This is a genomic window from Paenibacillus apiarius (assembly GCF_017052585.1).
Lineage (GTDB): Bacteria > Bacillota > Bacilli > Paenibacillales > Paenibacillaceae > Paenibacillus_B > Paenibacillus_B apiarius.
The window spans coordinates 3,135,121-3,160,423 of sequence record NZ_JAFFHZ010000001.1 but is presented as its reverse complement, the minus strand read 5'-3'; the positions used below and the strand labels follow the sequence as shown (position 1 = coordinate 3,160,423).

Below are 25,303 nucleotides of genomic sequence, written 5' to 3'. Positions count from 1 at the left end.
CACATATTGTTCCTAATTATAACGAAATGACAAAAGCGGAGTCAATCTGCAATCTAACCGCAACCGCTCCAGCCAATGAAGTTAATTTTTTCAAAAAATAGCGGAATGAGCATAAGTACATCAATTAAGCCTTCCAAATGGCCACCAAGCGGGGTTGACCATAGCCTTGCCAGAATCAATACATTTTAGCAAATTCCCTCAAATAAGACAGTTCTCATTTATTGTTTTTTCTGAAAACCAAATCTATACCTCCGGAAACAAGGTCTACGCGCACGAACTGCAAAAGTGCACTTGTTGAGAAACCCAGAATGTAAAAAGAAACAAGTATGGTGGGGGTATCCGCTTCCGTCGCTGTTGAATCCAAGTCATTAGGGATGAGACGGTGCGGGGATGACTCGGATTCAAAGGCGATCGCCAGGTCTCTCCAGCGGACACCCTCCACCCTTATTTGTTTCAGACGGGGTTTCTCAGCAAGTTCAAAAGTGCACTTTCATTTGCGGGAATCCGCTTTTGGGGACGCTTGAAGCGCAAAAGTGCAGTTAAAATCATCGTTTTGGCCGCTTTTTTGAGATTAAGCCAAAATGAGATGCACTTTTGCACTCCAGAGCCGCGAAAAGTGAACGATAAGGCAAACCAGATGTATTTTTGCATTTAAAATGCAGACTTCTTAGCCGCGGGTGATTATTGGTTTAACACCCTTGCCGACGGATTCGCCTTCCACTAGCGTGACATAAATTCGTTCATGCTCCACCTTTTCGCCGGCTATAATTTTTATCAGCTGTTCGGAAGCAAGCGCTCCCCATTTATGTTTGGAATAATCAATTGTAGCCAGCCGCGGCTGCATATAACGGGTAAGCTCTATGTTATCAAAACCGATGACATGAATGTGATCTCCAATCCGCAAGTCGGTCTCGGCAATACGGTTGCACAATCCAATAGCCATTTCATCATTCAAGCAAAATACGGCAACCGGTCCCTTATACTCTCGCACGATTTGCTCGGCAGCATGCTCCCCGCCGCTCTTCTTGAAATCTCCTGCGATTTCAATCCATTCCACATCATCAGCCCGATCCGCAACAAGCTTAACGGCCTTCATCCGTTGAATGGAGTCGAATGATCCTGCAGGGCCAGTCACGACATAAATCTTCTTATGCCCCTGCTCAACCAAATATTCAGTTGCCAAAGTCGCTCCTGCCTTGTTGTCGAGCAGCACCTGATTGATATTCGGATGATCCAGCTCCCGGTCCAGCACCACGATTTTATGGTTGCGGTCCGCATATGTAAGCAGTTCCTCGCTTGTAAACGTCTGGTCCAGTATAACGGCTCCGTCAATCATCCGCTCTGGAAGCATCCGGTGGGATTGCTTGCCGCTGCATACGATCAAATCATAACCCTGCGCATTGCAAACTTCCTTCATTCCCCCCAGAAGCTCCCCGTATACATCCCCCTTAAAGTCCGTTAAGAATACGCCTAATATCTTGGACTCCCTCTTCTTTAATGTCCTTGCAGCCGCATTGGGTACATAGTTCAGTTCTCTGGCAATAGCCAAAATTTTAGAGCTTGTCTCATCAGTCACTTTGCTGCTGCCGTTGAGGGCATAAGATACCGTTGAAATCGAAACCCCGGCTTTTTTAGCGATATCCTTAATACTAACCACTATTCCTCGCTCCTCCGTTTGTTACCCCAATCCTTCAATACTTTAAGGTCAGGGTATTGTAGAACCCTATACAAAATGGCGATCCGTAAAAGATCGCCCTTACACTCACATAAAAATCTCAACAACGTTTACATCCTGCTTCATCTCGTGTTCAAAAGCGTCCCTGGAAATACGCACACCACCCTGACGGTATGGGTTAGCAAGGCTTTCTATACTCATTTGTTTCCCGTTCATCACGACACGGCTGACAGCTCCGCCCGTAATGTGGTAGACAAAAGTAACCTTCCCCCCTGCAAATTGGAAGTCGAAGTGTATGCCATTCAATGTGGCCGGGAGCACGGGATCTAATACAAGATCCTCTTTATCCTGCCGTATTCCAAGTGCGTTAGATATGAGCTGGTTCATATATATTCCCGGTCCGCTGGAATAAATTCTCCAGCCCCCTTTCACCTCGACCTCTCCGCTGCGCAGCGCATCGATCCGTGCCTGAGCCTCATAGCGGGTATTGAATTTGCCATCGGAGCTGCTGAAGTAGGCATTGCTCTGACGAAGTTCCGCATTCGGAACCACATCGCTAATGCCGACAGGGTTAATGATCTCCAGCCCGTTCCACACATCGTCCGCATTGCCCAGCTTCGCCATGGCTTCCACGTAGCGGATATGCGCATGCACATATTGAAGCCCAACCTCACGTCCGAAGTTGGACGCCTGTTCAGCCCGCTTGAAATGAGTGCTGACCCCGCCGGCGTATTGAGCCGGACGATTCATCAGCCGCACACCGTCCGGAAAGAACAATGTATCCTTAATAAGACGATAGTGGGATTGTGCCTGCTCTGGATCCAACAGCTCTGCAATCATACTGCGTGTCATCGGAAGCAGCCGGTATTGGATGCCGGTTTCCGTATCTGTCGGATGCAGCATCAGCTTCGCCTGAGCCGGATTCTCCATATAGATAAAGCCGGGAATGACTTCTGTTTGCAGCATATACCGTTTGTAGTCCCGCCTAATGCCTGATGCCATTTCCCGCAGCTCTGCCGCGAGAGCCTGGTCCGCCGGGAGCAGCGCATTCGAGAGCTGATTCAAGGTCTGATACGTCAGCGCAACGGTCCAACTGCTGACCATATACTTCTTCAACTGCGGATTCGCCGGTTGAAGCGTATCGTCCCAATCCCCGTCCCCATAGGAAGACAGATGCGTATCATGCAGGAAATGATCCCGGATATATTTGATTTCCTTTTTCGCGTGTTCGAGAATCGCTGCCTTTCGCTCGCTGAAATGGAAACTATGCTTAATGGTATATGGAACCTTTTCCTCCAAAATACTGTAATCTCGGGTAGCAGTCAAATAATCGCCCAGAACTTTAAGCGGCCATACAATAATATCGCCGTGGCTTTCTTCCTGCTGGATTGCATGGTACCGGTCGAACATGAACCATTGCGGCCAATTTCCATCGTCTTCATACTGATGGGAGTAGACCATCTTCACAATATCCCGCACCTGTTCGAATTTTTGTGTCGCCAAGAAATATTCGACCGGCCCTTGGCAGACATCCCTGGTTCCCCAGGCCGCACCGCCATACTGCTCAAGCCCGTGAGGAACAGAGTAGTGGACAAGCATGTTATGCGTATACCACCAAGCCAGAGCGTTCACCTTGAAGAGGTCCTCCGTCTCCTCTCCGCCGGCGCGTGAAAGACGGAAGCCATTCATTATATTTTTATAGAATTCCCGGTAATTTACGATCTCTTCTTCCATGTTACGCGCTGCCGCCGGAAGGTCCTCTCCTTCAAGCAATCCTTGTATCGTCAGCGTCCATTCCGGGCTTTCGCCAAGCTGCAAAGTCACGAGTGAAGCGTCGCCGGCATTGATTCCATCGGCCAGCGCCGTTTCATCGCCTACTGTAACACGGGCTCCATCCACCCACATACGGTACTGGAGATTCGGATAAGCCCCTGCACGAAGCGACTCCCGCTCCCCGTAAAAGGTCAGCTTGCCATTGTCATTCGTCATGTGTACCGGAAGTTCATACTCATTTACATTCATCGTGACTTGATTCGTCACCAGATACCTGTAGGATCGACCGCTCTCCGAACGCACGTTCAGGCGCACTTCAGGCGTATCCACAGTGGTGAAGTTCGTGATGATCAGTATATCTTCTTCCGTTTTGTAATACCAGCGCGCATAGTTAAATCCGATTTCAAATAGCGAAGGCATGGCGAGCAGTTGAAACTTGCCGCCCTGTTCCACGTAAATACGCTGTCCGGCTGTCTTCGGCACGTTAAGCGAGCTGCGGGCATTGCTCATCATTTTATTGAAGTTCGTGTTGCCGACCACCACATGAGAATTAAAAAGGCCGTACATATAGGAGGTGGTCGTCATGACTTGTGCCCCCAGCTTCACATTGTTTCCGCTCATTAGGATGTGTCCGTGCGGACGCTCCACGAGCATTTCCTTTTCTTTAAGCACGACATGCTCGTAGGTATCCGTGAAGAAGGCCAACAGCCTGCCGTTGTCACGCTCTTCCTGATATCTAACGGGGCCCGGAAACCGCAAACTCACTTCTTCTTCCGTCATGGAAAGGGCGCGAAGCGGGTGTCCGATCGATTTTTTGAAGCAGACCGGTGACAGCTTTTGCAGCGTTTCTTCTTTGTCCTGCGCCTCATAAGCCTCCCAGGCTATTTTAATCTTGTCCGTGTATTCCAGCTCCGTAACCGCCGCCGCATGATCGCCTTGGAAGAGGCCATAAAACACAAAGCGGGCTTCGCCGCTTAAAGAGACAAGCTCCGATTGTAGCGCGGTGTAAGCGAACTCGTACTGGTATACTTCATTTGCGAGCCGGGCCTCACCCAGACATGCCGGCATATTTGTTTCTTTGTAGGATAAACCGAAAAACTGGAATCCGTCGGTTGAATAGCCAACAGCACGGGTCAGCGATCCTTGCTGTATGTAAGGGAATGCTCCTGCCTGCGGCTGGTTTTGGCGCGAGCAGACGACATAGCCGTTCACATCGTCCTCGAATACCGTATGATCAATATATTGTGACAGGTAAGCTTCATTGCTGCGCACGGATCCCGTATCAGCGATGCCGATATCCTGGCCATAGATAACGTCGATCTTAACGCCATCCCCGCGCGTCACCACGTCCCAGAACCAGACGCCCTCCTTCGCAGGCGCAAAGGTCACCCGGTATTCGACGCCTTCGGCAGCGCCTTCCCATATGAGACGTCCACCGCCTGAGCTAACCATGCTGCCCGAATGAATGCCCAGCAGCGGGAAAAACCGGATGCCGGATTCTCCGTGAATACGCAAATAAAGATTATTCATAGACCCGTCAATGGGGCTTGTCATCAGTTGATTAATCATCGTGTGGCCGCTTGCGGCCTGATACAAGTCTCCGCTCTCCCAAAAGGTAAAGCACAGATCGCCAGCTTGAACGTGAAGCTTTGATTTCGTAATTGTTGTCATGTGTATGCTCCTTCCTCCTAGCCCGCACCATAAATGTCTATTGAAGTACGCCTGTTAATTTGATCGGACCAACTTAAACGAATGCTCCAGCGTGTCCCGGCTGTTCGGCCCGACATACACTTGGAAAGTTCCCGGATCGCTTGTAAAGCTGATATCGGAATGATGATATCGAAGTTGCTCCTCCGTCAGAATAAAGGAGGCGATACCGGTTTCCCCCGGTGCAAGCTCAAGCTTCACATATCCTTTGAGTTCACGAAGCGGACGAACGACATCGCCTGCCACATCGCGGAGATAAAGCTGTACCGTCTCCACCCCGGCTCTTGCGCCCGTGTTCGTGACTTTGACGCTGATGACAAGCGGCTGTTCCGGCGTCATCTCGCTGCTTGAGAGTGCCAGCTCGCTGTATTGGAACGTCGTATATGAAAGACCGAATCCGAACGGAAGCAGCGGCTCATTCGGGCTGTCTATATACTTCGATACATAGCGTTCTCCCGTTTTGTGAGGATCTAGAGGACGGCCTGTATTGAGATGGTTGTAATAGACAGGCACCTGCCCTACCGATTGCGGGAACGACATGGCAAGCCGCGCGGACGGATTCACGCTGCCGAGCAATATATCTGCCACAGCCGCTCCGCCCTCGCTGCCCGGGAACCAAGCTTCCAGCACCGCATCCGCCTCATCGTATATGCCGTGTAAATCGAGCGGACGGCCGTTGAAAATGACGGCGGCCATCGGTTTCCCCATGTTCTTCACCTGCTTGACCAATTCAAGCTGTGCCTCCGGCAGACGAATATCCGTCCGGGAACCGCCTTCACCGCTCATGCCGGACTCTTCCCCAAGAGCAAGCACAATGATGTCCGCACTCTGGGCCGTTTCCAGCGCAGCCTCCAATTGCTCCTGTGTCATGCTGTCAATGCCGCATCCGGGAGCGGTGCGCAGCTGTCCGCTTTGCAGGCGCTCTTCTAGCGCAGTGCCCAGCTTAACGGCATCTTCCTTAACGCCGACACAAGACCACCAGCCAAGAATGTCTTCGCTTTGCGCAAACGGACCGATCAACGCCACCTTGGACTCCTGTTGCAGCGGAAGAATGCCGTTGTTTTTGAGCAGAACGCAGGATTTAGCCGCCAGCTCGTAGGAAACTTTGCGATGCTCCTCGCAGAAGAGCACTTCACGTTCACGTTCAGGGTCCGCCCCGCGCAGCGGATTGTCAAAAAGACCAAGCTTGTCTTTGAGACGCAGAATCCGCAGAACGGCTTCGTCAATGAGCGCTTCATCAACACGGCCGCTGTGGACGAGCTGCGGCAGGTGCTGCACATAACATGGGGTCATCATCTCCATGTCCACCCCCGCACGGATGGCCCGGTAAGCGGCTTCGCAATCATCCTCAGCCGCGCCGTGCGCGATCATTTCCCGGATTGACGCCCAGTCGGAGATGAGGACGCCATCAAAGTTCCACTCATCGCGCAGTATGCCGCGCATAAGCTTCTCGTTGCCTGTGGCCGGAATGCCGTCAACGGTATTAAATGAAGTCATCACCATTGCACAGCCCTCGTCCAGCGCCGCCTTATAGGCCGGCAAATAATATTCGCGCAAATTTCTTTCAGACATATCGACCGTATTGTAATCACGCCCTCCTTCAGGCGCACCATAAGCGGCAAAATGCTTGACGCATGCGGCAAGGCGTTCTGTATCCCCCTTCAGGTTGCCTCCCTGATATCCGCGAACGAACGCCCGCGAGAAGAGGCTGTTCAGATAAGGGTCCTCCCCGGTCGTTTCCATCACTCTTCCCCAACGCGGATCGCGCACCAGGTCAACCATCGGCGCAAACGTAACGTGTATGCCTGATACCGCAGATTCTCTGGCGGCAACCTCCGCGCTCTTCTCCGCCAGCTCTACGTCCCATGAGCAGCCGATCGCAAGCGGAATCGGGAAAATGGTCTTAAACCCATGCACCACATCCGCCATGAACAGCAGCGGGATACCGAGGCGGTTTTTGCTCAAATATGCCTTTTGTGCGTCAATGATCGCTTGCGCTCCCGACAGACCGAGCACGGATCCGCTGGCTGTGACCATTTGCCCGGTAATCCCCATTTCTTCCATCGGACCCGTAACTAGCCCTTCACTCCCTGCACCTTCATGAAAATGGGCGGTAAGCTGCAGCAATTGAGCGACTTTCTCTTCCAATGTCATTCGTTGTACCATGGCAGTTAATTGCTGATTGTCCATGTCATTTCCTCCACTGCTTTATTTATAAGAGAATCATTGATTTTATGATGTAATAACCTCCAGTTTCCTTCTCCTTTCTCAGGAACTTGCACAAACCCGCTATGATGTGCGGATGGCTGTGAACACGCCCGTTTGTTGCGCGGAAAACGGATAGAAGCCTTGGCTTCAGAAGTTGTGCAAATTCCTCATTCAGAAGAGTACAGCGCCAAAGTGAAGAACCCGGCTGCATCGGAATATCCTGCACACCGGGTTCAATGGACTCGGACCGCTGGCGAGCGCCTCAGGCCAACTTACATTGCAGCTGAATACTCAATTACTTTTGATTGTTTAGTTCCTCCAGAACCGGTTCTACAAGCGACTTTTTGCTGTCGACCCATTTTTTCCAGTTTGCTTCCAAATCCCCGCTTTGCAGAATCAGGTTCGTATACTCCGTCTCATAGTCAAATGTAGCCTGATTTTTCACTTTGGAGTCATACAGTTGAACCGTCCAGTCGTATTCGGCAAGCTTGCCGCCTTCTTTGCCGAGCTTGGCTTTGTTTTGATAGTGGAGAACCGCTCTGTCACGGTATTCCTTTTTGATCGCCGGGTTGATCATACTGAAGTCGTCACCAAGCAGATAAAGCCCCTCGAAACGGCTCGGGTATTTGTCATCCAGCGATGTGCCTTCCGGCAGCAGGCTTACGAGTTCTTTGTTGTCACCGTACTTCCAGTCCTTGCCTTCAAAGCCCATATTCAACAACATCTGTCCATCCTTGCTTGTCGAATAATCCAATAAATCCATAATGCGTTCAAATTTCTCCGTGCTGATGTTGGGCGAGAAGATGAGCGCCGACCAGAAATTGACCTGCTCAAGGTTGCGGTATTTGCCATCGTCGCCAAGCACGATTGCCGTATGAACGAGCTCGTCACTGTCTGCACCCAGATTTTTCTCCATTGCCTTGTCCATGTCTTGTCTGTAAGATGCTAGACCGCCAAGGCTGGTAACCGCGGCCACACCTTTTACTCTGAAATTGTCACTGCCTTCGTTATTTTTCCAAGTATAGAACTCGGGATTGAGCAGACCATCCTTGTATGCTTTTTGCATCAGCTTCAGACCGGCAAGTGTTTCTTCGTCGGCAGGTCCCCAGTGGTATTGTCCATCCTCGCCTTTGTAGAAAGCGGACTCGACTCTGGAATGCTCGCTGTTCGGCATAATGATGTTCGTCAGCGCATCGGCCGCATTGTAAGAGATCGGCACCAGGTTCGCTCCCACTTTGCCTGGGTCCTTCTCCTTGACCAGATTGGCGAATGTCATCAGCTCGCTTGTCGTATACACGTCTTTCAATTCGAAGCCTACTGCATTTGCCCAGTCTTTGCGCAGCGCGATAACGCCAATCTGGTTGACGAGCGGATCGGCAGGCTTATTCTCGTAATACACCGGTCTCGGCAAAATGTAGGTGCCTCCTGACAGCTCTTCCAGCTTGTCACCCAGACCTGTCAGCTTGTAGGCGGCAGCCACGTTCGGCCAGCGCTCCTTCCAGTCGTCCGGGAATTTGTAGAGCAGTCCTTGATCGATATAGTTCATCGCGTCGCCGTGAATGTAGTTCCAGCTCGCGACATCAGGCAGGTCGCCGGAATTGATCCATAACCGGAGCTTCTCGGCCCAGGAATCCCATTCGATAAAGTTGTAGTCCCATTCCAAATTGAATTTATCCATCCAGTGCTTATGGAACTCGTTGTCCAGTTGGCCGTCTTTGAGCTGGATGGTGCTTGCCACGGAAATTTTCAGCTTGTCCTTGTAATTTCCGGTATCGTCTTGCTCATTGCCGCCCTGCGCTTCTTGCTTCGAGCACGCTGTCACCATCAGCATGATCAGACACAATGCGATGGCCAGAACAGATTTTACCGACAGCTTTTTGTGCGTTTCCATGTTTTTTCGCCCCTTTTTTGAACTGCCTCATTAGATTTTTATTACAAAAATCTATTTGCATGAATCAGGTCTTAATAGCCCCTGTTAACACCCCTTTAGCGAAATGCTTTTGCAGCAGAGGGAAGAAGCACATAATAGGCACCATCGTCACAAAGACCGCAGCCATCTTCATCCCCGTCGAGAAAGCTTGTTTGCCGACCGCATCCACGCTCGATGCGTTGGAAGCGTTGGTTGACGACTCGACAATAATGGTTCGCAATACGTTCTGCAAAGGCAGTTGCTCCGCCTTGCGGAGGAAAATCATCGCATCGTACCAGCTGTTCCAGTAAGCAACACCATAGAATAGCGTAATTGTCGCCATAATCGGAGCAGCCAGCGGAAGGACAACGGAGAACATAATTCGCCATTCGCCTGCTCCGTCCAGCCGTGCGGATTCCATTAGCGATTCAGGCAGACTGTAGAAGTAATTCATCATCAGAATCATGTTGAATGCGCTGAAGCTTCCGGCGAGGATGACAGACCACAGCGTGCCTGTAAGATGAATCGATTTCATAATCAGATAAAGCGGCACGATACCGCCGTTGAAAATCATCGTGAACAGCACCAGAAAGAAAATGATTTTCTTCCCCGGAAATTTTCTTCTGCTGAGTCCGTAGGCCATGCTGCTCGTTAAAAACAAACTCAGCGGCAGCCCCGCAAGGAGAAGCTTGAGTGTATTCCAATATCCCGTTAGAATACTTCCGTCCGCAAACAGCGCTTTGTAGGAATCCAAGGTCGGATGTTTCGGAAACATCATCAGCGGGTTATCGGCGTATTCTTTCGGCGTCGAGAACGAGATCATAATGACATTCCAGAACGGAATGAGAATCATTAACGCGACCGCAAGCAGGATGATAAAAATGAAATAATCGAGGACAGACATTTTCCCCATACGGAACTTAGGCCGTTTTTCAGCTTTCTTGCTCATCCATTGCACTCCTCTCTTATCGGAATAGACCGTCTCCGCCCAGCATTTTGGCAACTCTGTCAGCAAGAAGCAGCAGAATCATATTCACGAGAGAACGGAACAGGCTGACCGCCGTTGAAAACGAGAAGTCAGTCGAAGACTGGAAGGTGATTCGATAAATGTACACATCCAATACTTCCGACACATTCTTGGTTGCCGCATTCGCCAAGTTGAAAATCTGATCGAAGCCCGACGACATCAGGCCGCCAACCGAAAGAATGAACATAATCGTGACGGTAGGAAGGATGTTGGGCAGCGTAATCTGGAACATCTGCTGCAGGCGCGTTGCGCCGTCAATCTGAGACGACTCGTATTGGTCCTGATCAATCCCGGAAATCGCGGCCAGATAGATGATCGCGCCCCATCCGGTCGATTTCCAAATGTCCGTGAGCAGCAGCATCGGAACGAACGTGCTCTCCGATCCCAGGAAGTTGATCGTCGGCAGTCCAAGAAGCGCCAAAGCGCTATTCACGAGTCCGTCATAAGCGAGCACATTAATGACGACTCCAGAGACGATAATCCAGGATAGAAAATGCGGAAAAGTGAACACCGTCTGGAACAGCTTTTTCGCCCGCCGCATCCTAAGCTCGTTCAGCATCAACGCGAGCAGAATTGGGAACGGGAACTGAATGAACAGTTTGATGATATTGATATACAACGTTCTCCATAACGCGTCGATAAAAGCAGGATCACGAAACACGTACTTGAAATTTTCGAATCCGACCCACGGGCTGCCCCAGATTCCCAAATTCGCTTTATAATCCTTGAAGGCCAGAGAGAGGCCGCCCATAGGCAGATATGCGAATATCAGCAGCCATATCAGTCCGGGAAGGAGCAGCGTATAAACCATTCTGTTCTTCCAAATTTCAGTAAAGAGTGTGCCGAATTTCGAACGTCCTTTCAGGTTTCTGTTAGGCCCCAAGGCTGCGGGTTTCAAATTGCATCTCCTCTCTCTCCCTGAGTCTTTTCGTTAAACAGGAAGTCAAATGCCGTCTTCAAATGCTCCTCCCAGAAGAGCCAGTCATGAGTGCCCGGTCCTTCCACGTACCGGAAATGAAATGGAGTTTGCTGCATATAGGCGGCAAACTTGCGGTTCATCTCAATAAACGGATCGCTGGTTCCGCAGCAACAGAGGATGGAAGGCAGCGCTTTCCTTTCTTCCAGCCGCTGTGCTGTCAAAGCATAGAGGTCCTGTTCAGGCTTTACTTGCAGCTCTGTGCCAAACACAGCTTGCATCTCCTTGATCATTCCCGGAGGCATCCCAGGGTCTTGAAGACGCCGCTGAATATCGGTCACCCCGGAAAGGGATACAGCCTTGGCATACCTATCGGGATAAGTCAGGGCGCATTTCAAAGCGCCGTATCCCCCCATAGACAGTCCCGCTACATATGTCTTGTTTGGATTGGTATTCATATGAAGCAGACGCCCGCAAAACTCCGGGAGTTCCTGGGTAATGTAATAAAAATAATCCAAACCGTACTCCATATCCGTGTAATAACTCCGGTTCGCCTCCGGCATAATGACCGTACACCCGTATTTTTGCGCATACAGTTCAATCGTCGTCAACCGCTGCCACGTGCTTGCATTGTCGCCGGCGCCGTGCAGCAGGTAGAGCGTGCTGTTTGACGGAGTGTTGGATTCACAGGGAGAGATCACGTGGATGCTTGTTGTCATTCTTAACGTATTCGATCCGGTTTCTATCGTTACATGCGCCATATGTAATCCCTTTCATTTTCAATAATTTCAAGTTGCGCGACTAGCCGCCCGGAGCAAAGCTCAAGATTCCTTCCAACGCCACTCACATTATGCTGAATCTTTCCGAACATGTTGCAGCCTCTTTACTTTGATTTTTCACCTCGATCATAACCTTCTTAGTGTTCTGCCTCTGATCTTCGAAGAACTGTAAAAGAACACATATTCCAAATTGAAAGCGATTTATTCGAATCGTTTCGACTAAATCATAGATCTCGTTGCTAGAACCTGTCAATAACTTTTTTCCATAAAAGAACCTTTAGAGGTTAAAAAATTCACATTCGCATCATATTTTATATAAATATATCCTTTTATTAAGAAAGAAGGATTATAGAAAGCGCTTGCTAGTCTTTCATTGACTTATAATTAAGAGGATATTAATATTATGAATTATAATGTAAACGCTTATTATAAAAACGTTTCTATTCAATATTTGCGCTTTACTTACTGCTTTAACCCGGGTCAAAAGGGGTATTTTTATAGCAATCTCTAACAAAGAAGAAAGAAGGACAGGATTATGCCTGATATATTAACCGGGTTTGTCAATCAGATAACCGGCAAAAAATTAAACGTCCTCTCCGTTCGTGTGCTGCAAAGAGGAAATCTTCTCGGAAAGCGGGATGTCACCGCAGACGTCCGACGTTTGCAGCATTCCATCAGCAAGTCCTTTACCTGCATGGCTGTCGGACTGGCGATCGAGGAAGGTAAGCTGACGCTGGAAACGAAACTCAGAGATTTTTTTTCGGAATATGTTCAGGAGAGAACGGCAGGCGATCCTGCCCTCCAGCCTGGCGACGTAAAATTGTACGACCTGCTTCGCATGTCCTCCGGCCATGATTCTCCGCCGCTGTGGGCCGAAGAAAGAGCGTCGTTACAAGAAAAGGACTGGGCCAAATATTATATGTCGTTGCCTTTGGACAGAGCTCCGGGACAAAATTTTACATACAGCAGCGGCGATACCTTTATGATGTCTGCATTAGTGCAGGCCGCCGTCGGTCAAACGGTGAAAGATTATTTGACTCCACGCTTGTTTAATCCTCTGGGAATTGAAAATGTGACATGGGAAACCTCTCCACTTGGCGTAACGCTCGGATGCGCGGGATTAAAGATCAGCACCGAGGAATTGAGCCGATTCGGACAGTTGCTTCTGCAGAAGGGAAAATGGGAGGGGGAGCAGCTAATCCCTGCGGAATGGCTCACGTTCGCAACGAGCAAGCAGATCGATACGCAGGGCAGTGCGGATTGGTGCCAAGGCTACGGATGCCAATTTTGGATGTGCTCGCATGGTGCCTATCGCGCCGACGGGGCAAACGGGCAGCTCTGCATCGTCGTTCCCAATCGGGATGCGGTGATCGCCATCAACAGCCAGGAAGACAATATGCAGGGCATACTAGATGTGGTATGGTCAGAGATTCTGCCGTTGTTATAGCTTGGCTTGAGGATGATTAATAGTTACGCCAGAGCGTCTTGAACTGCAAATATGCATTTGAAAATTCCTTTTTTCGCCTTTCGCCACGCTGGACTGCAAAAGTACATTTCAACTTTGCACAACATCATAAATAATGGTAATTTCATCATTTTGAACTGCATATTTGCAGTTTAAACGCCAAAAAGGGCGGTATTCCGTAAAAACAACTGTACAAACGCAGTTCGTGGCATGCCCCGACCAATTGCTCGGATTCGGGGCATGTTGAGTTCAGACAAGATGGCAAGCCACATGGTGATCCCCGCCCATATGGCGGAACACCGGCACCTGCTCGTGGCAGATGTCCGTGGCGAACGGGCAGCGCGTATGGAACTTGCAGCCCGCGGGCGGATTCGCCGGATTCGGGATGTCGCCCTTCAGCACGATCCGCTCCCGCTTCAGCCTCGGCACGGGGATCGGCACCGCTGACAGCAGCGCTTTTGTGTACGGATGGAGCGGATTGGCGAACAGCTCGTCTCGCGAAGCCGTCTCCATCATCGTGCCGAGATACATGACGCCGATGCGGTTGCATAGATGCTCCACGACGCTCAGATCATGGGAGATGAATAAATACGTCAGCCCGCGCGTCGTCTGCAGCTTGCGGAACAGATTGATAATCTGCGCCTGAATCGACACGTCGAGGGCGGATACCGGCTCATCCGCGATGATGAGATCGGGATCCAGTATAAGCGCCCGCGCAATGCCGATGCGCTGGCGCTGCCCGCCCGAGAATTCATGCGGAAAGCGATCGATATGATAGGACGACAGACCGCACGAATTCAGCACGTCCAACACTCGATCCCGCACCTCCTCCTTCGGCGCAAGCCCGTGGTTAATCAGCGCTTCAGCGATGGCATCCCCCACCCGAACCCGCGGATTGAGCGAGCTGTACGGGTCTTGGAAAATAAGCTGCAGCTTCGGTCTCAGCGTTCGCAGCTCCTTTTCCGGCACATTATAGAGGTCGATGCCTTTAAACTTTACCTCTCCGTCCGTCTTGTCGGTCAGGCGGATAATCGTGCGGCCCACCGTGCTCTTGCCGCTGCCGGATTCGCCGACCAAGCCGAACGTCTCGCCCTGCTGGAGCGTAATGCTGATATCATCTACCGCCTTCACATAACCGACGGTGCGGTTGAACAGCCCGGACGTAATCGGAAAGTATTTCTTCAGATGGTTCACTTCTAATAACGGCTCAGACATGCTCGACTACCTCCTCGTACAGCCAGCAGGCCACTTTCTGTCTTGCGGCCACTTCCCGGAGATGCGGCAGCTTCGTCCGGCAGACCGCCATGCAATGCCCGCATCGGTCATGAAAATAGCACGATTCCTTCAGTTCGAGCGGATTTGGAACCTGCCCCGGAATCGAGTACAGCTCCTCCTGACGCTCGCCCATAATCGGCTTCGAGCGAAGCAGGCCTTGCGTATAAGGGTGCTTCGGATGCTCGAACAGCTCGACGACGTCGCCTTCTTCCACAATTTTGCCGGAATACATCACGATGACATAATCCGCGATTTCGGCCACTACGCCAAGGTCGTGCGTGATGAGCAGGATGGACATGTTCGAGTCTGCCTTAATCTGCCGCAGCATATCGAGGATTTGCGCTTGAATGGTCACATCCAGCGCAGTCGTCGGTTCGTCCGCGATAAGCAGCTTCGGATTGCAGGAGATGGCGATGGCAATCATAATCCGCTGCAGCATGCCGCCGCTCAGCTGGTGCGGATAGCTGTCCGCAATCTGCTCGGGACGCGAGATGCCGACCATTTCGATCAGCTCAATCGCCCGCATGCGGGCCTGTTTTTTGTTCAGGCGCTGGTGCTCCATCAACGGCTCCATAATCTGCTTGCCAATCGTAAGCACCGGGTTGAGCGAAGACATCGGCTCTTGGAAAATCATCGCGATGTCGTTCCCGCGCACGTGCCGCAGCTCATTTTTATGGAGTGACAGCAGGTCCCGTCCGTCAAACTGGATCTTGCCCTCCACCACTTTGCCGGCCGGCTCCTCAACGAGCCCCATCACCGACATCGCCGTCACGCTTTTCCCGCAGCCGGATTCGCCGACGATGCAGACCGTTTCTCCCTCGCGAACGCGCAGGCTGACATCGTTGACCGCTTTCACGGCCCCTTCTTCCGTATAAAAATAAGTGCTGAGATGATCAATCTCGATTACATTTTTCATCAGTGTCATTCCCTTACCTCTTCTGTTTTGGATCAAGCACATCGCGCAAACCGTCGCCAAAAATATTGATGGCGATAACCGTTGTAAAGATGGCCACGCCCGGCGGTATCCACAACCAAGGATGCTTCTCGAAATCAATCAGATTGTTCGCCGCATCAATCATATTCCCCCACGTCGGAGTCGGAGGCATGACGCCAAGACCAAAGAAGCTCAACACGGACTCGCTTAAAATAGCGCCGCCTATGCTGAGCGTAGCGACGACGATAAGCAGCGGAACGATGTTCGGAATCATATGATTGAACAGCTTCCGGCGGTCATTCAAGCCAAGCACGATCGCCGCCTGCATGAATTCACGCTCGCGGATGCTGAGCATCTGGCTGCGAACGAGCCGGGCCAGTCCCGGCCAGCCGATGAAGCTGAGCATCAGCATGACGATATACATGCGGTATTCGGAAGGGATTTTCCACTCCGAGAGCAGGGCGCCCATAATGAACAAAATCGGCAAGCCTGGAATCGTCAGCAGCAGATCGGCCACCCGCATGATGACCTGATCGACAATGCCGCGGTAGTAAGCGGCCACGGCTCCAAGAACGGATCCGATAATTACGGAAATGCACATGGATGCAATGCCGACCGTAAGCGAAATGCGGCCCGCCTGCAGCAGACGGGTCAAGACGTCCCTGCCGAGCATATCGGTGCCAAGCCAGTGCTTGAGCGATGGCGCGGCATTCATGTTGGCGGGATTGATTTTGTTGTCGGCATATGGCGAGAACAGAGGCCCTGCAAAACAAGCCACAAGCATAAACACGATAAAGATTAGGCCGGACATCGCCAGCTTATTTTTGAGGAGGCGGTGGAGCGCTTGACGCCACAAAGAGGAACGGACTGGCGTGACTGCTGCCTGATGAGCTTCCGTCTTCGTCACACTGCCTGAAATGGATGACATGGTGAAACCTCCCTACTTAAGCATGTTCAGCTCACTTTTGGAACTGCCTCCCGGGATAGATTGGGGGTAAAAGTGAACCTCTCCTACAGTCTGACGCGCGGATCGGCAGCATGATATAAGATGTCCGACAACAGCGTGCCGATGACTGTCAAAACGGCGATAAACATGGTGAAGCCCATCAGCAGCGGGTAATCCCTTACCGTGAAGGACTGCATATACAATTGACCGATGCCTGGCCAGTTAAATATTTTCTCGATGATGAGCGATCCGCCGAACAAGCCGGGCAGCTCGAAGCCGACAAGGGTGATGGCGGGCAGCATCGCGTTTTTCAACGCGTGCCGGTACAGCACGACGCGTTCCCGCATGCCTTTGGCGCGGGCGGTGCGAATGTAATCCTGGCGGATGACATCGAGCATGTTGCTGCGGAAATAACGGGTCAGTGAACCGACGCCGAGCAGCGTCATGACGATAACCGGCAGCATCATATGATCGGCGACCTCACGAATGAACTCCATGCCTGTCGCATTGCTGCCCGTCGTCAGCATCCCGCCTGGCGGCAGCCATTTCAGATCGACAGCGAACATTTTGATCAAAAAGAGACCGATAAAGAACGACGGAATCGACATCGCGGCGAAGATGCCGATCATGACCAGCGTGTCGAACCAGGAATATTGCTTATAGGCGGCTATGACTCCGATAATGACAGCGAGCAGCCATGTGAAGAAGGTCGACGTTACCGCTAGCAAAAATGAATTCCAAATATATTCATTAAACAAGGTCAATACGGGCTTCTGCTGCGCCAACGAATAACCGAAATTGCCGTGGAAGGCGTTGTTCATCCAATTGAAATAGCGCTCCAGCACAGGCTTGCTCAAGCCGTATATTTCCCGCAGCTCGGCTTTGCGTTCTGCGGTCAGCTTCATGTTGTTCGAGACGAAGTCGCCCGGCATTAATGCATACAACAAAAAAATGAGCAACGACGCCGCAAACAAAATTAAAATCATGTACAAAAATCTTCGCAGCAAATATGTACTCATGATCGGCTCCTTTGGAAGTCATTCGCCCCCGGCAGACTTAAGTTATCTGTTGCGGGGGCTTGATATATTACTTCAACGTCCATTCAGGGAGGCTGGTGGCAAGTCCGCGGAACGGGCTCACGTTCAACCCTTCAATACGGCCATTGTAGGCATATACGGATTTGCGGTAGCTGGTGAAAATATAAGGCGCATCGTCGTTGAGGACTTGGTATAGCTCTTTGTATATCTTTTTGCGCTCTTCGATATTAGTAGTCTCCAGGCCTTTGTCATACAGTTCCTTCACTTTGGGATTGTCATAGCCTTTCACTTCTCCGTTGGCAAATGAAGATACGCCGTCAGAAGGATCTATCAGCATCGGTGTTGAGAAGGATACGAGATCAAAATCACGGCTTTCGAACTTGGCCGACAGCGCGTTGAAATCTGCAAATTGTTCAGCTTCCAACTGGACGCCAATCGCCGCATAATTTTCTTTTGCCACCGCAATGAAGATGTCGGTCCCTTTGCTCTTCGAACCGATAAAGTGCAGCGTCAGCTTCTGGCCGTTCTTCTCCCGAATGCCGCCAGCCCCCTCTGTCCATCCTGCTTCATCCAGCAGCGTCTTCGCTTTTTCCGGATCATAGTTGTACGGGTTAATCCCCTCTTCCGTATAAGACCATGAAATAGGCGCCGTTGGAACGTTCGCGATCTGAGCGCCGCCTTGGTTCGCATCGACATAAATGGTTTTGCGGTCCAAGCCGTAAGTAAGCGCCTGCCGCACCTTCTTATCCTTGAGATGTTCATGCTCTATGTTGAACTGCAAGTAGCCGTAGGAGCTGCCTGTGGACGGAACGATGTTCAGGAACCCGAGCTTTTTCAACTTGTCGATATTGTCCTGCGTCGCCGTGAAGCTGCCGTAGTCCTGCTCCCCCGTCTCGATGAACTGCCATGTGTCGCCTTCCGTCGTCTTGTAGATGAAATGCTCCGTCTTTGGTTTGCCTTTGTAATAGAATTCGTTGGCTGCGAAACGCACCTCTTGGCCCGGTATGAATTTATCAAGCTTGTAAGGCCCATTGCCTACCGGAGTGGCATGCAGCTTTTTAATATAATCCAGATTGCCGAACTTATAATCTTTCCCGTAGTAGGCTTTCGACAGCACATTATCGCCAAGCGTCAACAAAGCCTTCGCATTGACCTTCTCCAAGGTTGCCGAGATCGTGAGCGGATCGGTAACGGTAATGCCCGCAATCGACTGGGCCTTGCCCTCTTTGTAATCTTGACCGCCCTTAATCTTCAGGACCGTCGCAATCTCGGAATCTCCGTCGTACCCTTTGTCATGGAGCAGCGTCCATGTGAATGCCACGTCCTCGGCCGTCAGCGGGGAACCGTCGCTGAACTTCAAGTCTTTGCGCAAATGGAACGTATATGTAAGCCCGTCTTCAGAAATGTCCCAGCTCTCTGCAAGGTCTGGGATCGGAAGACCCTTGTCATCCACTGTCACGAGCGAAGCATATAGTACGGAGGACACGTTGCCGTCATAGCCGCTCTGATGGAAATAAGGCGTAAACGCGCCGCTTGGATCCGTCAGCCCGACAATAATGGTATCTGTCCGTTTCTTCGCTTGCTCCGGAAGCTTCGACATGTCGGAGGCCGCGATGGGGCCTGACAGCAATTCAGCGGCATTCGTCCCTGTCGTGCTGCCGGAATTGCCGGCCGGCGCAGTCTGGTTGCCGCTTTCGGAAGCCGGTGCGGAGCTGTCGCTCGAGCAAGCTGCAAGCAGCAGGCTGCTGGCCATCGTCAAAGATAATAACGTCATCAATACTTTCTGCATGGTGACCCTCCCGTTTCGTACGATTTTAATTTTTCTCATTATTCCTATAAATTCAGTTGGAATTATAATGACCCCTATTATAAACCTCTAGTAAAATTATGTAAACCACAAATTTCAAAATTTCTGAGGCCTTAATCCTATGAACATAACGTCCACTCTACTTGGACAAGCATGACGTTATTAGCTTTCGGGCGACTCTATCGTAATATATGTGTCTCCGCCGCGAATAAGAAGCTGAATTATAGCGATGCGCGATGCTATGAATCACTTTATGAGGCGGATATATACTATTTTTCAGGAGTGTCCGCGATGATGAATTTCGGCTATTTATTTTTGCTCTGCTTCATGGTGTTCTGCGGGAAAGAAAGCGAGGACATCCAATTCAGGAGCAGCCTCCCGCATTGAAGGGGAATGCGGGAGGCTGGCGATGCATCGCGCGGCGCATGCTGCATGGCGGCGCGCCAAGCCCTGGCGATCCAGTCTAGCTGGAGACTCCTGAATTGAGGCTGTTATTTCGAGGTGGAGTAACGATCATATGCAGCTTGGTAAATCTCGAGATAACGCTTCACATTCATCTTATCCAGCTGCTGCACGTAGCTGTCCCATTGATCGAAGCCGAGAGCGCCGGAAGCGAACTTGTCGCGCATCTCGTCAACGAACGTGTGAATGTCCGTCTGAATGGTCGTTAATTCATCCTGCTCTTCCGGCGTGAAGTTGAATGCCGGCCAAATGTCGTCCATGTTGATAGAATGCGGCGCCGCCGCTTCGGCGTTCTTGACAGACGACGGCAATCCTTCCGCGCCTTTGAAGAACTGCTGCTTGACGATGCCCGGATAATAGCCGCCAGGCCATACGAGATATTGGCTTACGGCCTGGTCCAGATTCAAGCCGTCCGGATTTTTCGCAATGCTGTCCACATACTCATATTCCCCTTTATCATTTACCTTGTACGTGACGCCCTCAAAGCCCATGAAAAACATTTTCGCGCCTTCATCGCTATAAAAATGATCCATCCAACGGATGGCGGCTTCCGGATTTTTGGCCTTGTCCGTCAGTACGAACATGCCAATGTTGCCAAGCGGAGAACCGATATTCGTCGGCATCTTGTCCCCATACGGCCCCTCAAGCACCGGCATTCCCACATACCCTTCCTGATTGTATATCGCCTTCGGATCGACCCCGTCCAAGAAGCCGTACACACCCGCGCTCGCCTTGGAAGTGATGTCCGTATCCTTCATCGTAAACGTCTCTTTGTCGAACATGCCGTCACGGTACAGCTTGGCTACATACTCAAGCAATTCCTTGTACTGCTTCGTCGCCGGCACGAACCGCAGCTTGCCTGTACCCGGATCGAGATCAACATGCGGATTCGCGACACCATTCTTGTTCAAGCCGAACGAGCCCTTCAAGAAGTTGATCATAATCCAGACGCCTTTGGAGCCCCACGGAATTTCATCATGTTTGCCGTTCCCGTTCGGATCGCCTTCCTTGATCGCTTTCAGCACGTTGTACAGCTCATCCAAATTGGCCGGCGGCTTCAGATTGAGCTTATCAAGCCACTCCTGCTTCATCCACGGCGTTCCGTAGAAGAGCGATTTGAATTCCGGATCAAAAACCGTCGGCAGGCCGTAAATGCTGCCGTCCGGCATCATAATGCCCTTTTTGACGATTGGATATTTTTCCATCAACGCTTTGAAATTCGGAGCATGCTGATCGATGAGATCGTTCAGCTTCAAAAACGTGCCCTGACTGCCGTACTTAATCAGATCGCTTTTGGCGAAAGCCGAGGCGAAGAAGATTTCCGGATAATCGCCGCCGGCCAGCTTGATGTTGCGCTTCTCCTTCAAGCTGTCAATCTGCACCGTCTCCCAGTCGATATGGACGTTCGTCATCTTCTCATACTCTTCCCACAGCATGAGCTTGCTCCAATCAGCTGAAGCATAGAGCTTCGCGGCGAAGCCCGTCATCGTTATTTTCTCTTTGGCAATCGGCATGCCTTCTGGATTCAGGCTTGCAAGCCGCTCCTCGCTCTTGCCCGGGTCCGCCCCTTCGCCGCCACCGCCGCACGCCGTTACGAGCAGCGAGAAGCTGAGCACGATGCTCATCGTCGTCATTAGCCATTTTTTTGCACACATGATTCGATTCCCCCTTTAGGATTGAGAATTACCCTTTTAAAGCCCCGATCATGATACCCTTCACAAAATAGCGCTGCAGAAACGGATACAAGATGAGCATCGGCAAGTTGGCGACGACCAGCACCGCATATTTCAATCCTTCTACACTCATCTTCATCTTGATGGCCGATTCCGAGGTGAGCTTCACCATATCCCCGGAGTCGCTTTGAATCAGAATTTCCCGCAGAATGAGCTGCAGCGGGAATTTATCTTTGCTCGTCAAATAAATCAAGGCGTTAAAATAGGAGTTCCAATGCCCTACCGCATAGAACAATACCATGACGGCAATAATCGGCATCGATAACGGCAGCACGATGCGAAGCAGCGTCTGCATGTGGCTGCATCCGTCAATCATGGCCGCTTCTTGAATTTCACCCGGTATCGACTGCTGGAAAAAGGTCCGCATAATAATGATGTTCCATACGGCGACGGCATTCGGGATAACCATGACCCACAGCGAATCGAGCATATGCAAATTTTTAATCAACAGATAGGTGGGAATAAGGCCGCCGCTGAAGAACATGGTGAACACGATCATGCCGGTGATGAGGCCGCGTCCGAAGAAATCCTTGCGCGCAAGCGGATAAGCGGCGCATATCGTCATGACGAGGTTGATGGCCGTGCCGATGGCCGTATACAAAATCGTGTTGCCATAACCGCCCAAAATATCTTTGTTTTTAAAAATCGTGTAATACGCATCAAAATGAATGCCCCGCGGAATGAGCCACATCTCTCCGCGCAGCACGGTCTCCGGATTGCTGATCGATGCGCTTATGACGAACAGGAGCGGATACAGCACAATGATCGTAATGAATGATAATAAGATATAATTGACGACATCGAAGATGCGGTCACCCAATGAACGGTCTATCATGTCTGCTCCCCCTTTACCATAAGCTCGTTTCATTGACACGTTTCGCTATGAAGTTCACAACGACCAGAAGCGCGAAGTTGACGAGTGAATTGAACAGGCCGATGGCTGCGGAGAAGCTGTACTGGGCGTCCAAAATACCGGCGCGGTACACGTACGTCGAAATGACGTCAGAGCTCTCCAAATTAAGCGAGTTCTGCATCAGGAAAATTTTCTCGAAGCCAACCGCCATGACGCTGCCCAAATTGAGAATGAGCAAAATGACGATGGTCGGAGCAATCGTCGGAATGTTGATGTGCCAGATGCGCTGCAGCTTGCTGGCCCCATCGATCGTTGCCGCTTCGTGCATCTGGTGATCTACGCCGGACAGTGCGGCCAAGTATATAATCGAGCTCCAGCCCATCGTCTGCCACACGTCCGACAGAACGTACAGCGTCTTGAACCATTTGGGGTCCGTCATAAAGCTGGCGGATTCGCCTCCGAACGCTGCGATAAGGTGATTGATAATGCCAGTGCTTGGATTGAGAAAAATGAACAGCATGCCGACCACGACTACGACTGACAGGAAATGCGGCGCATACGTAATCGTCTGCACGGTCTTCTTGAACCATTTCGTCTTCACTTCGTTCAGCATGAGCGCCAATATAATCGGCACAGGGAAGCTGACAAGAAGCGTGTACAGACTAATTGTAAGCGTGTTCACAATTAAGCGTTCGAAGAAATAGCTGTTAAAAAAGCGCTCAAAGTGCTTGAAACCAACCCATGGACTATCCCATATTCCTTTCGAGGCGATAAAATCTTTAAAGGCGATTTGAACGCCATACATCGGCAAATAGTGAAACACGATATAATAGATTACGACCGGTGCAATAAGTGCATACAGCTGCCAGTTGCGCTTTATGGAACGCCATATCCCGTTCGCCTTGCTCTTCCGGACCGGTAGGCGGCTGGCAGTCTGTTCCACCGCGCCTGCTCTGTTCATGATATTGATCCCCCCTTTTTCATTTCAGCTCTTTCAAATATTTGTTAAATTCCAGATCTTTAAAAATTTTATTTTTTAAAAATTTGGATATCTATTGATATGAAAAGGAGCGTCAAGACGCCCCCTCTATGTTAGAAGTTGATTTTTTGAACACGCGCAATTGTTTATTGTCCGATGCCTTGAAGCGCAGATAAGTCCGGAGTCGGTGACACCTGAATGACGCCGCCTCCCGCACGGATGGATTCTGTCGCCGCGCAGCCTACGGCAACGCTCATGCGACCTGCCAACGGTGTGGCGACCGGCTCTTTGCCGTCAAGAATCATATCCACAAAGTCCCGGCAGATGTTCGGGTCCGCCCCGCCGTGGCTTCCCTTCGCTTCCTTCACCTCGTAAACGCGGTTGGAAAGCTCGCGCGATGAATTCGAACTGCGTGTCCATACGTACACCTTGTTCTCCAGCTCGTTGTTCTCCATGCGTCCTTCCGTGCCGATAAACGTATAATTGCGGTGATAATCCGGCGTAAAATGGCACTGCAAGTAGGATGCCTTGATGCCGCCTTCCAGCTCCATAATGACCATATTGTTGTCTTCCACGTTCACTTCCTCGCGGAATGCGCATTCAATCAAGTGCCCCGGGCTCACTTCCGTGCACGTCTCCTTCTCGTTGCAGGCCGGGCACGTTAAATCGTTCGGCTTGTCTCCGCCGTAAAAATCAAGTCCGCCGAACGCCGATACCTTCGTCGCGTAACGGCCGGTAATCCAATGGATGATATCAATGTCGTGAGAACCCTTTTGGAGCAGCAGCCCGGTTGAATTTTTGGAATTCGCGTGCCAATCGTGGAAGTAGAAATAACCTCCCCAGCCAACGAAATGGCGTACCCATACCGCTTTGATGTCGCCGATGACACCGGAATCGACAATTTCCTTCATCGTGCGAAACATGTTCATGTAGCGCATGTTGAAGCCAACCATCAGCTTCTTGCCGGATTCCTGCCATGCTTGCAAAATGTTGTCGCAGCCATCGACTGTAATGGCAAGCGGCTTCTCGCAGAACACGTGCTTCCCTGCCTTCAAGGCTGCCACCGCATGCTCCTCGTGACAGAAGTCAGGCGATGTGACCGCGATCGCATCGATGTCTTCGCGCGCCAGCAGCTCGCGATAATCAGTCGTCACGAAAGCATCAGGATTGATCTCCTGCTTGAACTCCTCCAGCTTCTCCGGATAAATGTCCGCTGCGCCAACGACGATCGAGCGGCCGTCCGGCTGGTGCCAATACTTGGCGATGCCGCCTCTTCCGCGAGCTCCAATCATTCCAATTCGAACTTGCTTCATGTTGCATTCCCCTTTCGGATTTTGTCTATGCAGTAAGTTAATGAACTAAAGCAACACAGTAAATAGGTTTTGCTACTTTCCTCATCATATTGAAAGTCATCTGCCGCGTTTTTCTCTAAATAAAACGCTTACATATTGCGGTGAATGTACACCGGCGGCACATGATTACTGCTTGAATGCATGGGCTCGATTTTTGGTTGGTTTTGGCCTATATTTGGCTGATTGACTGAACATTGTGCAAATAGTTGATTTTATTTTGGGTATAAATACTGAAGGAATTTGCATTGATATGGAATTCATTGCTGTGGAAAATCTCTATGGTGTCGGCTTGTGGTCATTATATTACGAGGTCAACTTTGGAGTCAATACGTTTATGTTCACATTTCAGAAAATATTTTGCACATTATTTGGGCCCAAATTAATGTGTTCATTTCCTGCGCGTTTGCAGTAAGATCGGGACCTTGTTTCCACCGAATGGCACACATTTGGGAGTGGATTGTGCAGT

At 50.8% G+C, this 25,303-nt stretch carries 17 protein-coding genes; 1 reads left to right on the top strand and 16 read right to left on the bottom strand.

The features are described from left to right. Positions 1–667: 667 nt before the first annotated feature. From JSQ80_RS14310 to JSQ80_RS14280, 7 genes are all read right to left on the bottom strand, one after another. Positions 668–1,657 (bottom strand): substrate-binding domain-containing protein, encoded by a 990-nt coding sequence (locus JSQ80_RS14310; RefSeq protein ID WP_206095744.1) that lies wholly within the window; start codon positions 1,655–1,657, stop codon positions 668–670. A gap of 105 nt (positions 1,658–1,762) precedes the next feature. After that, positions 1,763–5,119, bottom strand: a complete 3,357-nt coding sequence (locus JSQ80_RS14305) for a GH36-type glycosyl hydrolase domain-containing protein (RefSeq protein ID WP_206095743.1) — start codon at positions 5,117–5,119, stop codon at positions 1,763–1,765. Between the two features lie 54 nt (positions 5,120–5,173). Beyond that, a complete protein-coding gene (locus JSQ80_RS14300) occupies positions 5,174–7,345 on the bottom strand; it encodes a glycoside hydrolase family 3 N-terminal domain-containing protein (RefSeq protein WP_206095742.1) in 2,172 nt (723 codons plus the stop codon). Between the two features lie 313 nt (positions 7,346–7,658). After that, the gene (locus JSQ80_RS14295) at positions 7,659–9,254 is read right to left on the bottom strand and encodes a type 2 periplasmic-binding domain-containing protein (protein ID WP_206095741.1); all 1,596 of its coding nucleotides are present in this window, start codon (positions 9,252–9,254) and stop codon (positions 7,659–7,661) included. A 64-nt stretch (positions 9,255–9,318) separates the two neighbouring features. Continuing rightward, a complete protein-coding gene (locus tag JSQ80_RS14290) occupies positions 9,319–10,221 on the bottom strand; it encodes a carbohydrate ABC transporter permease (protein WP_206095740.1) in 903 nt (300 codons plus the stop codon). Positions 10,222–10,237: 16 nt separating this feature from the next. Continuing rightward, complete coding sequence (locus JSQ80_RS14285) at positions 10,238–11,197, bottom strand: ABC transporter permease (protein WP_087434284.1); 960 nt, start codon at positions 11,195–11,197, stop codon at positions 10,238–10,240. Then, the gene (locus tag JSQ80_RS14280; RefSeq protein WP_087434285.1) at positions 11,194–11,976 is read right to left on the bottom strand and encodes an alpha/beta hydrolase; all 783 of its coding nucleotides are present in this window, start codon (positions 11,974–11,976) and stop codon (positions 11,194–11,196) included. The genes JSQ80_RS14285 and JSQ80_RS14280 overlap by 4 nt, the downstream gene beginning before the upstream one ends. Positions 11,977–12,529: 553 nt before the next feature. Here JSQ80_RS14280 and JSQ80_RS14275 point away from each other — a divergent pair. Then, positions 12,530–13,441 carry a serine hydrolase domain-containing protein gene (locus tag JSQ80_RS14275; RefSeq protein ID WP_206095739.1) on the top strand — a complete coding sequence of 304 codons (912 nt, stop codon included), beginning with the start codon at positions 12,530–12,532 and terminating at the stop codon, positions 13,439–13,441. A 267-nt stretch (positions 13,442–13,708) separates the two neighbouring features. On the opposite strand, the gene JSQ80_RS14270 is transcribed toward JSQ80_RS14275, so the two are convergent. The 9 genes from JSQ80_RS14270 to JSQ80_RS14230 form a co-directional block, all read right to left on the bottom strand. Continuing rightward, a complete protein-coding gene (locus JSQ80_RS14270; RefSeq protein ID WP_206095738.1) occupies positions 13,709–14,674 on the bottom strand; it encodes an ABC transporter ATP-binding protein in 966 nt (321 codons plus the stop codon). Next, positions 14,667–15,650 carry an ABC transporter ATP-binding protein gene (locus tag JSQ80_RS14265; RefSeq protein WP_087434308.1) on the bottom strand — a complete coding sequence of 328 codons (984 nt, stop codon included), beginning with the start codon at positions 15,648–15,650 and terminating at the stop codon, positions 14,667–14,669. Before JSQ80_RS14265 ends, JSQ80_RS14270 begins: the two co-directional genes overlap by 8 nt. Before the next feature lie 13 nt (positions 15,651–15,663). Continuing rightward, positions 15,664–16,596, bottom strand: coding sequence for an oligopeptide ABC transporter permease (opp4C, locus tag JSQ80_RS14260; RefSeq protein WP_087434288.1), 933 nt, complete (start codon positions 16,594–16,596; stop codon positions 15,664–15,666). An 83-nt stretch (positions 16,597–16,679) separates the two neighbouring features. After that, entirely contained in the window at positions 16,680–17,633 is a 954-nt protein-coding gene (locus JSQ80_RS14255) for an ABC transporter permease (protein ID WP_087434289.1), read from the bottom strand. Between the two features lie 67 nt (positions 17,634–17,700). Further along, on the bottom strand, positions 17,701–19,440 hold the full coding sequence (locus JSQ80_RS14250; protein WP_206095737.1) for an ABC transporter substrate-binding protein: 1,740 nt from the start codon (positions 19,438–19,440) through the stop codon (positions 17,701–17,703). Positions 19,441–19,949: 509 nt separating this feature from the next. Then, positions 19,950–21,575 carry an extracellular solute-binding protein gene (locus tag JSQ80_RS14245; protein WP_206095736.1) on the bottom strand — a complete coding sequence of 542 codons (1,626 nt, stop codon included), beginning with the start codon at positions 21,573–21,575 and terminating at the stop codon, positions 19,950–19,952. Positions 21,576–21,603: 28 nt separating this feature from the next. After that, the gene (locus tag JSQ80_RS14240; protein WP_206095735.1) at positions 21,604–22,488 is read right to left on the bottom strand and encodes a carbohydrate ABC transporter permease; all 885 of its coding nucleotides are present in this window, start codon (positions 22,486–22,488) and stop codon (positions 21,604–21,606) included. 13 nt (positions 22,489–22,501) lie between these two features. Beyond that, the gene (locus JSQ80_RS14235) at positions 22,502–23,467 is read right to left on the bottom strand and encodes an ABC transporter permease (RefSeq protein ID WP_206095734.1); all 966 of its coding nucleotides are present in this window, start codon (positions 23,465–23,467) and stop codon (positions 22,502–22,504) included. Between the two features lie 164 nt (positions 23,468–23,631). Then, positions 23,632–24,798 carry a Gfo/Idh/MocA family protein gene (locus tag JSQ80_RS14230; protein ID WP_087434295.1) on the bottom strand — a complete coding sequence of 389 codons (1,167 nt, stop codon included), beginning with the start codon at positions 24,796–24,798 and terminating at the stop codon, positions 23,632–23,634. Positions 24,799–25,303: the final 505 nt, after the last annotated feature.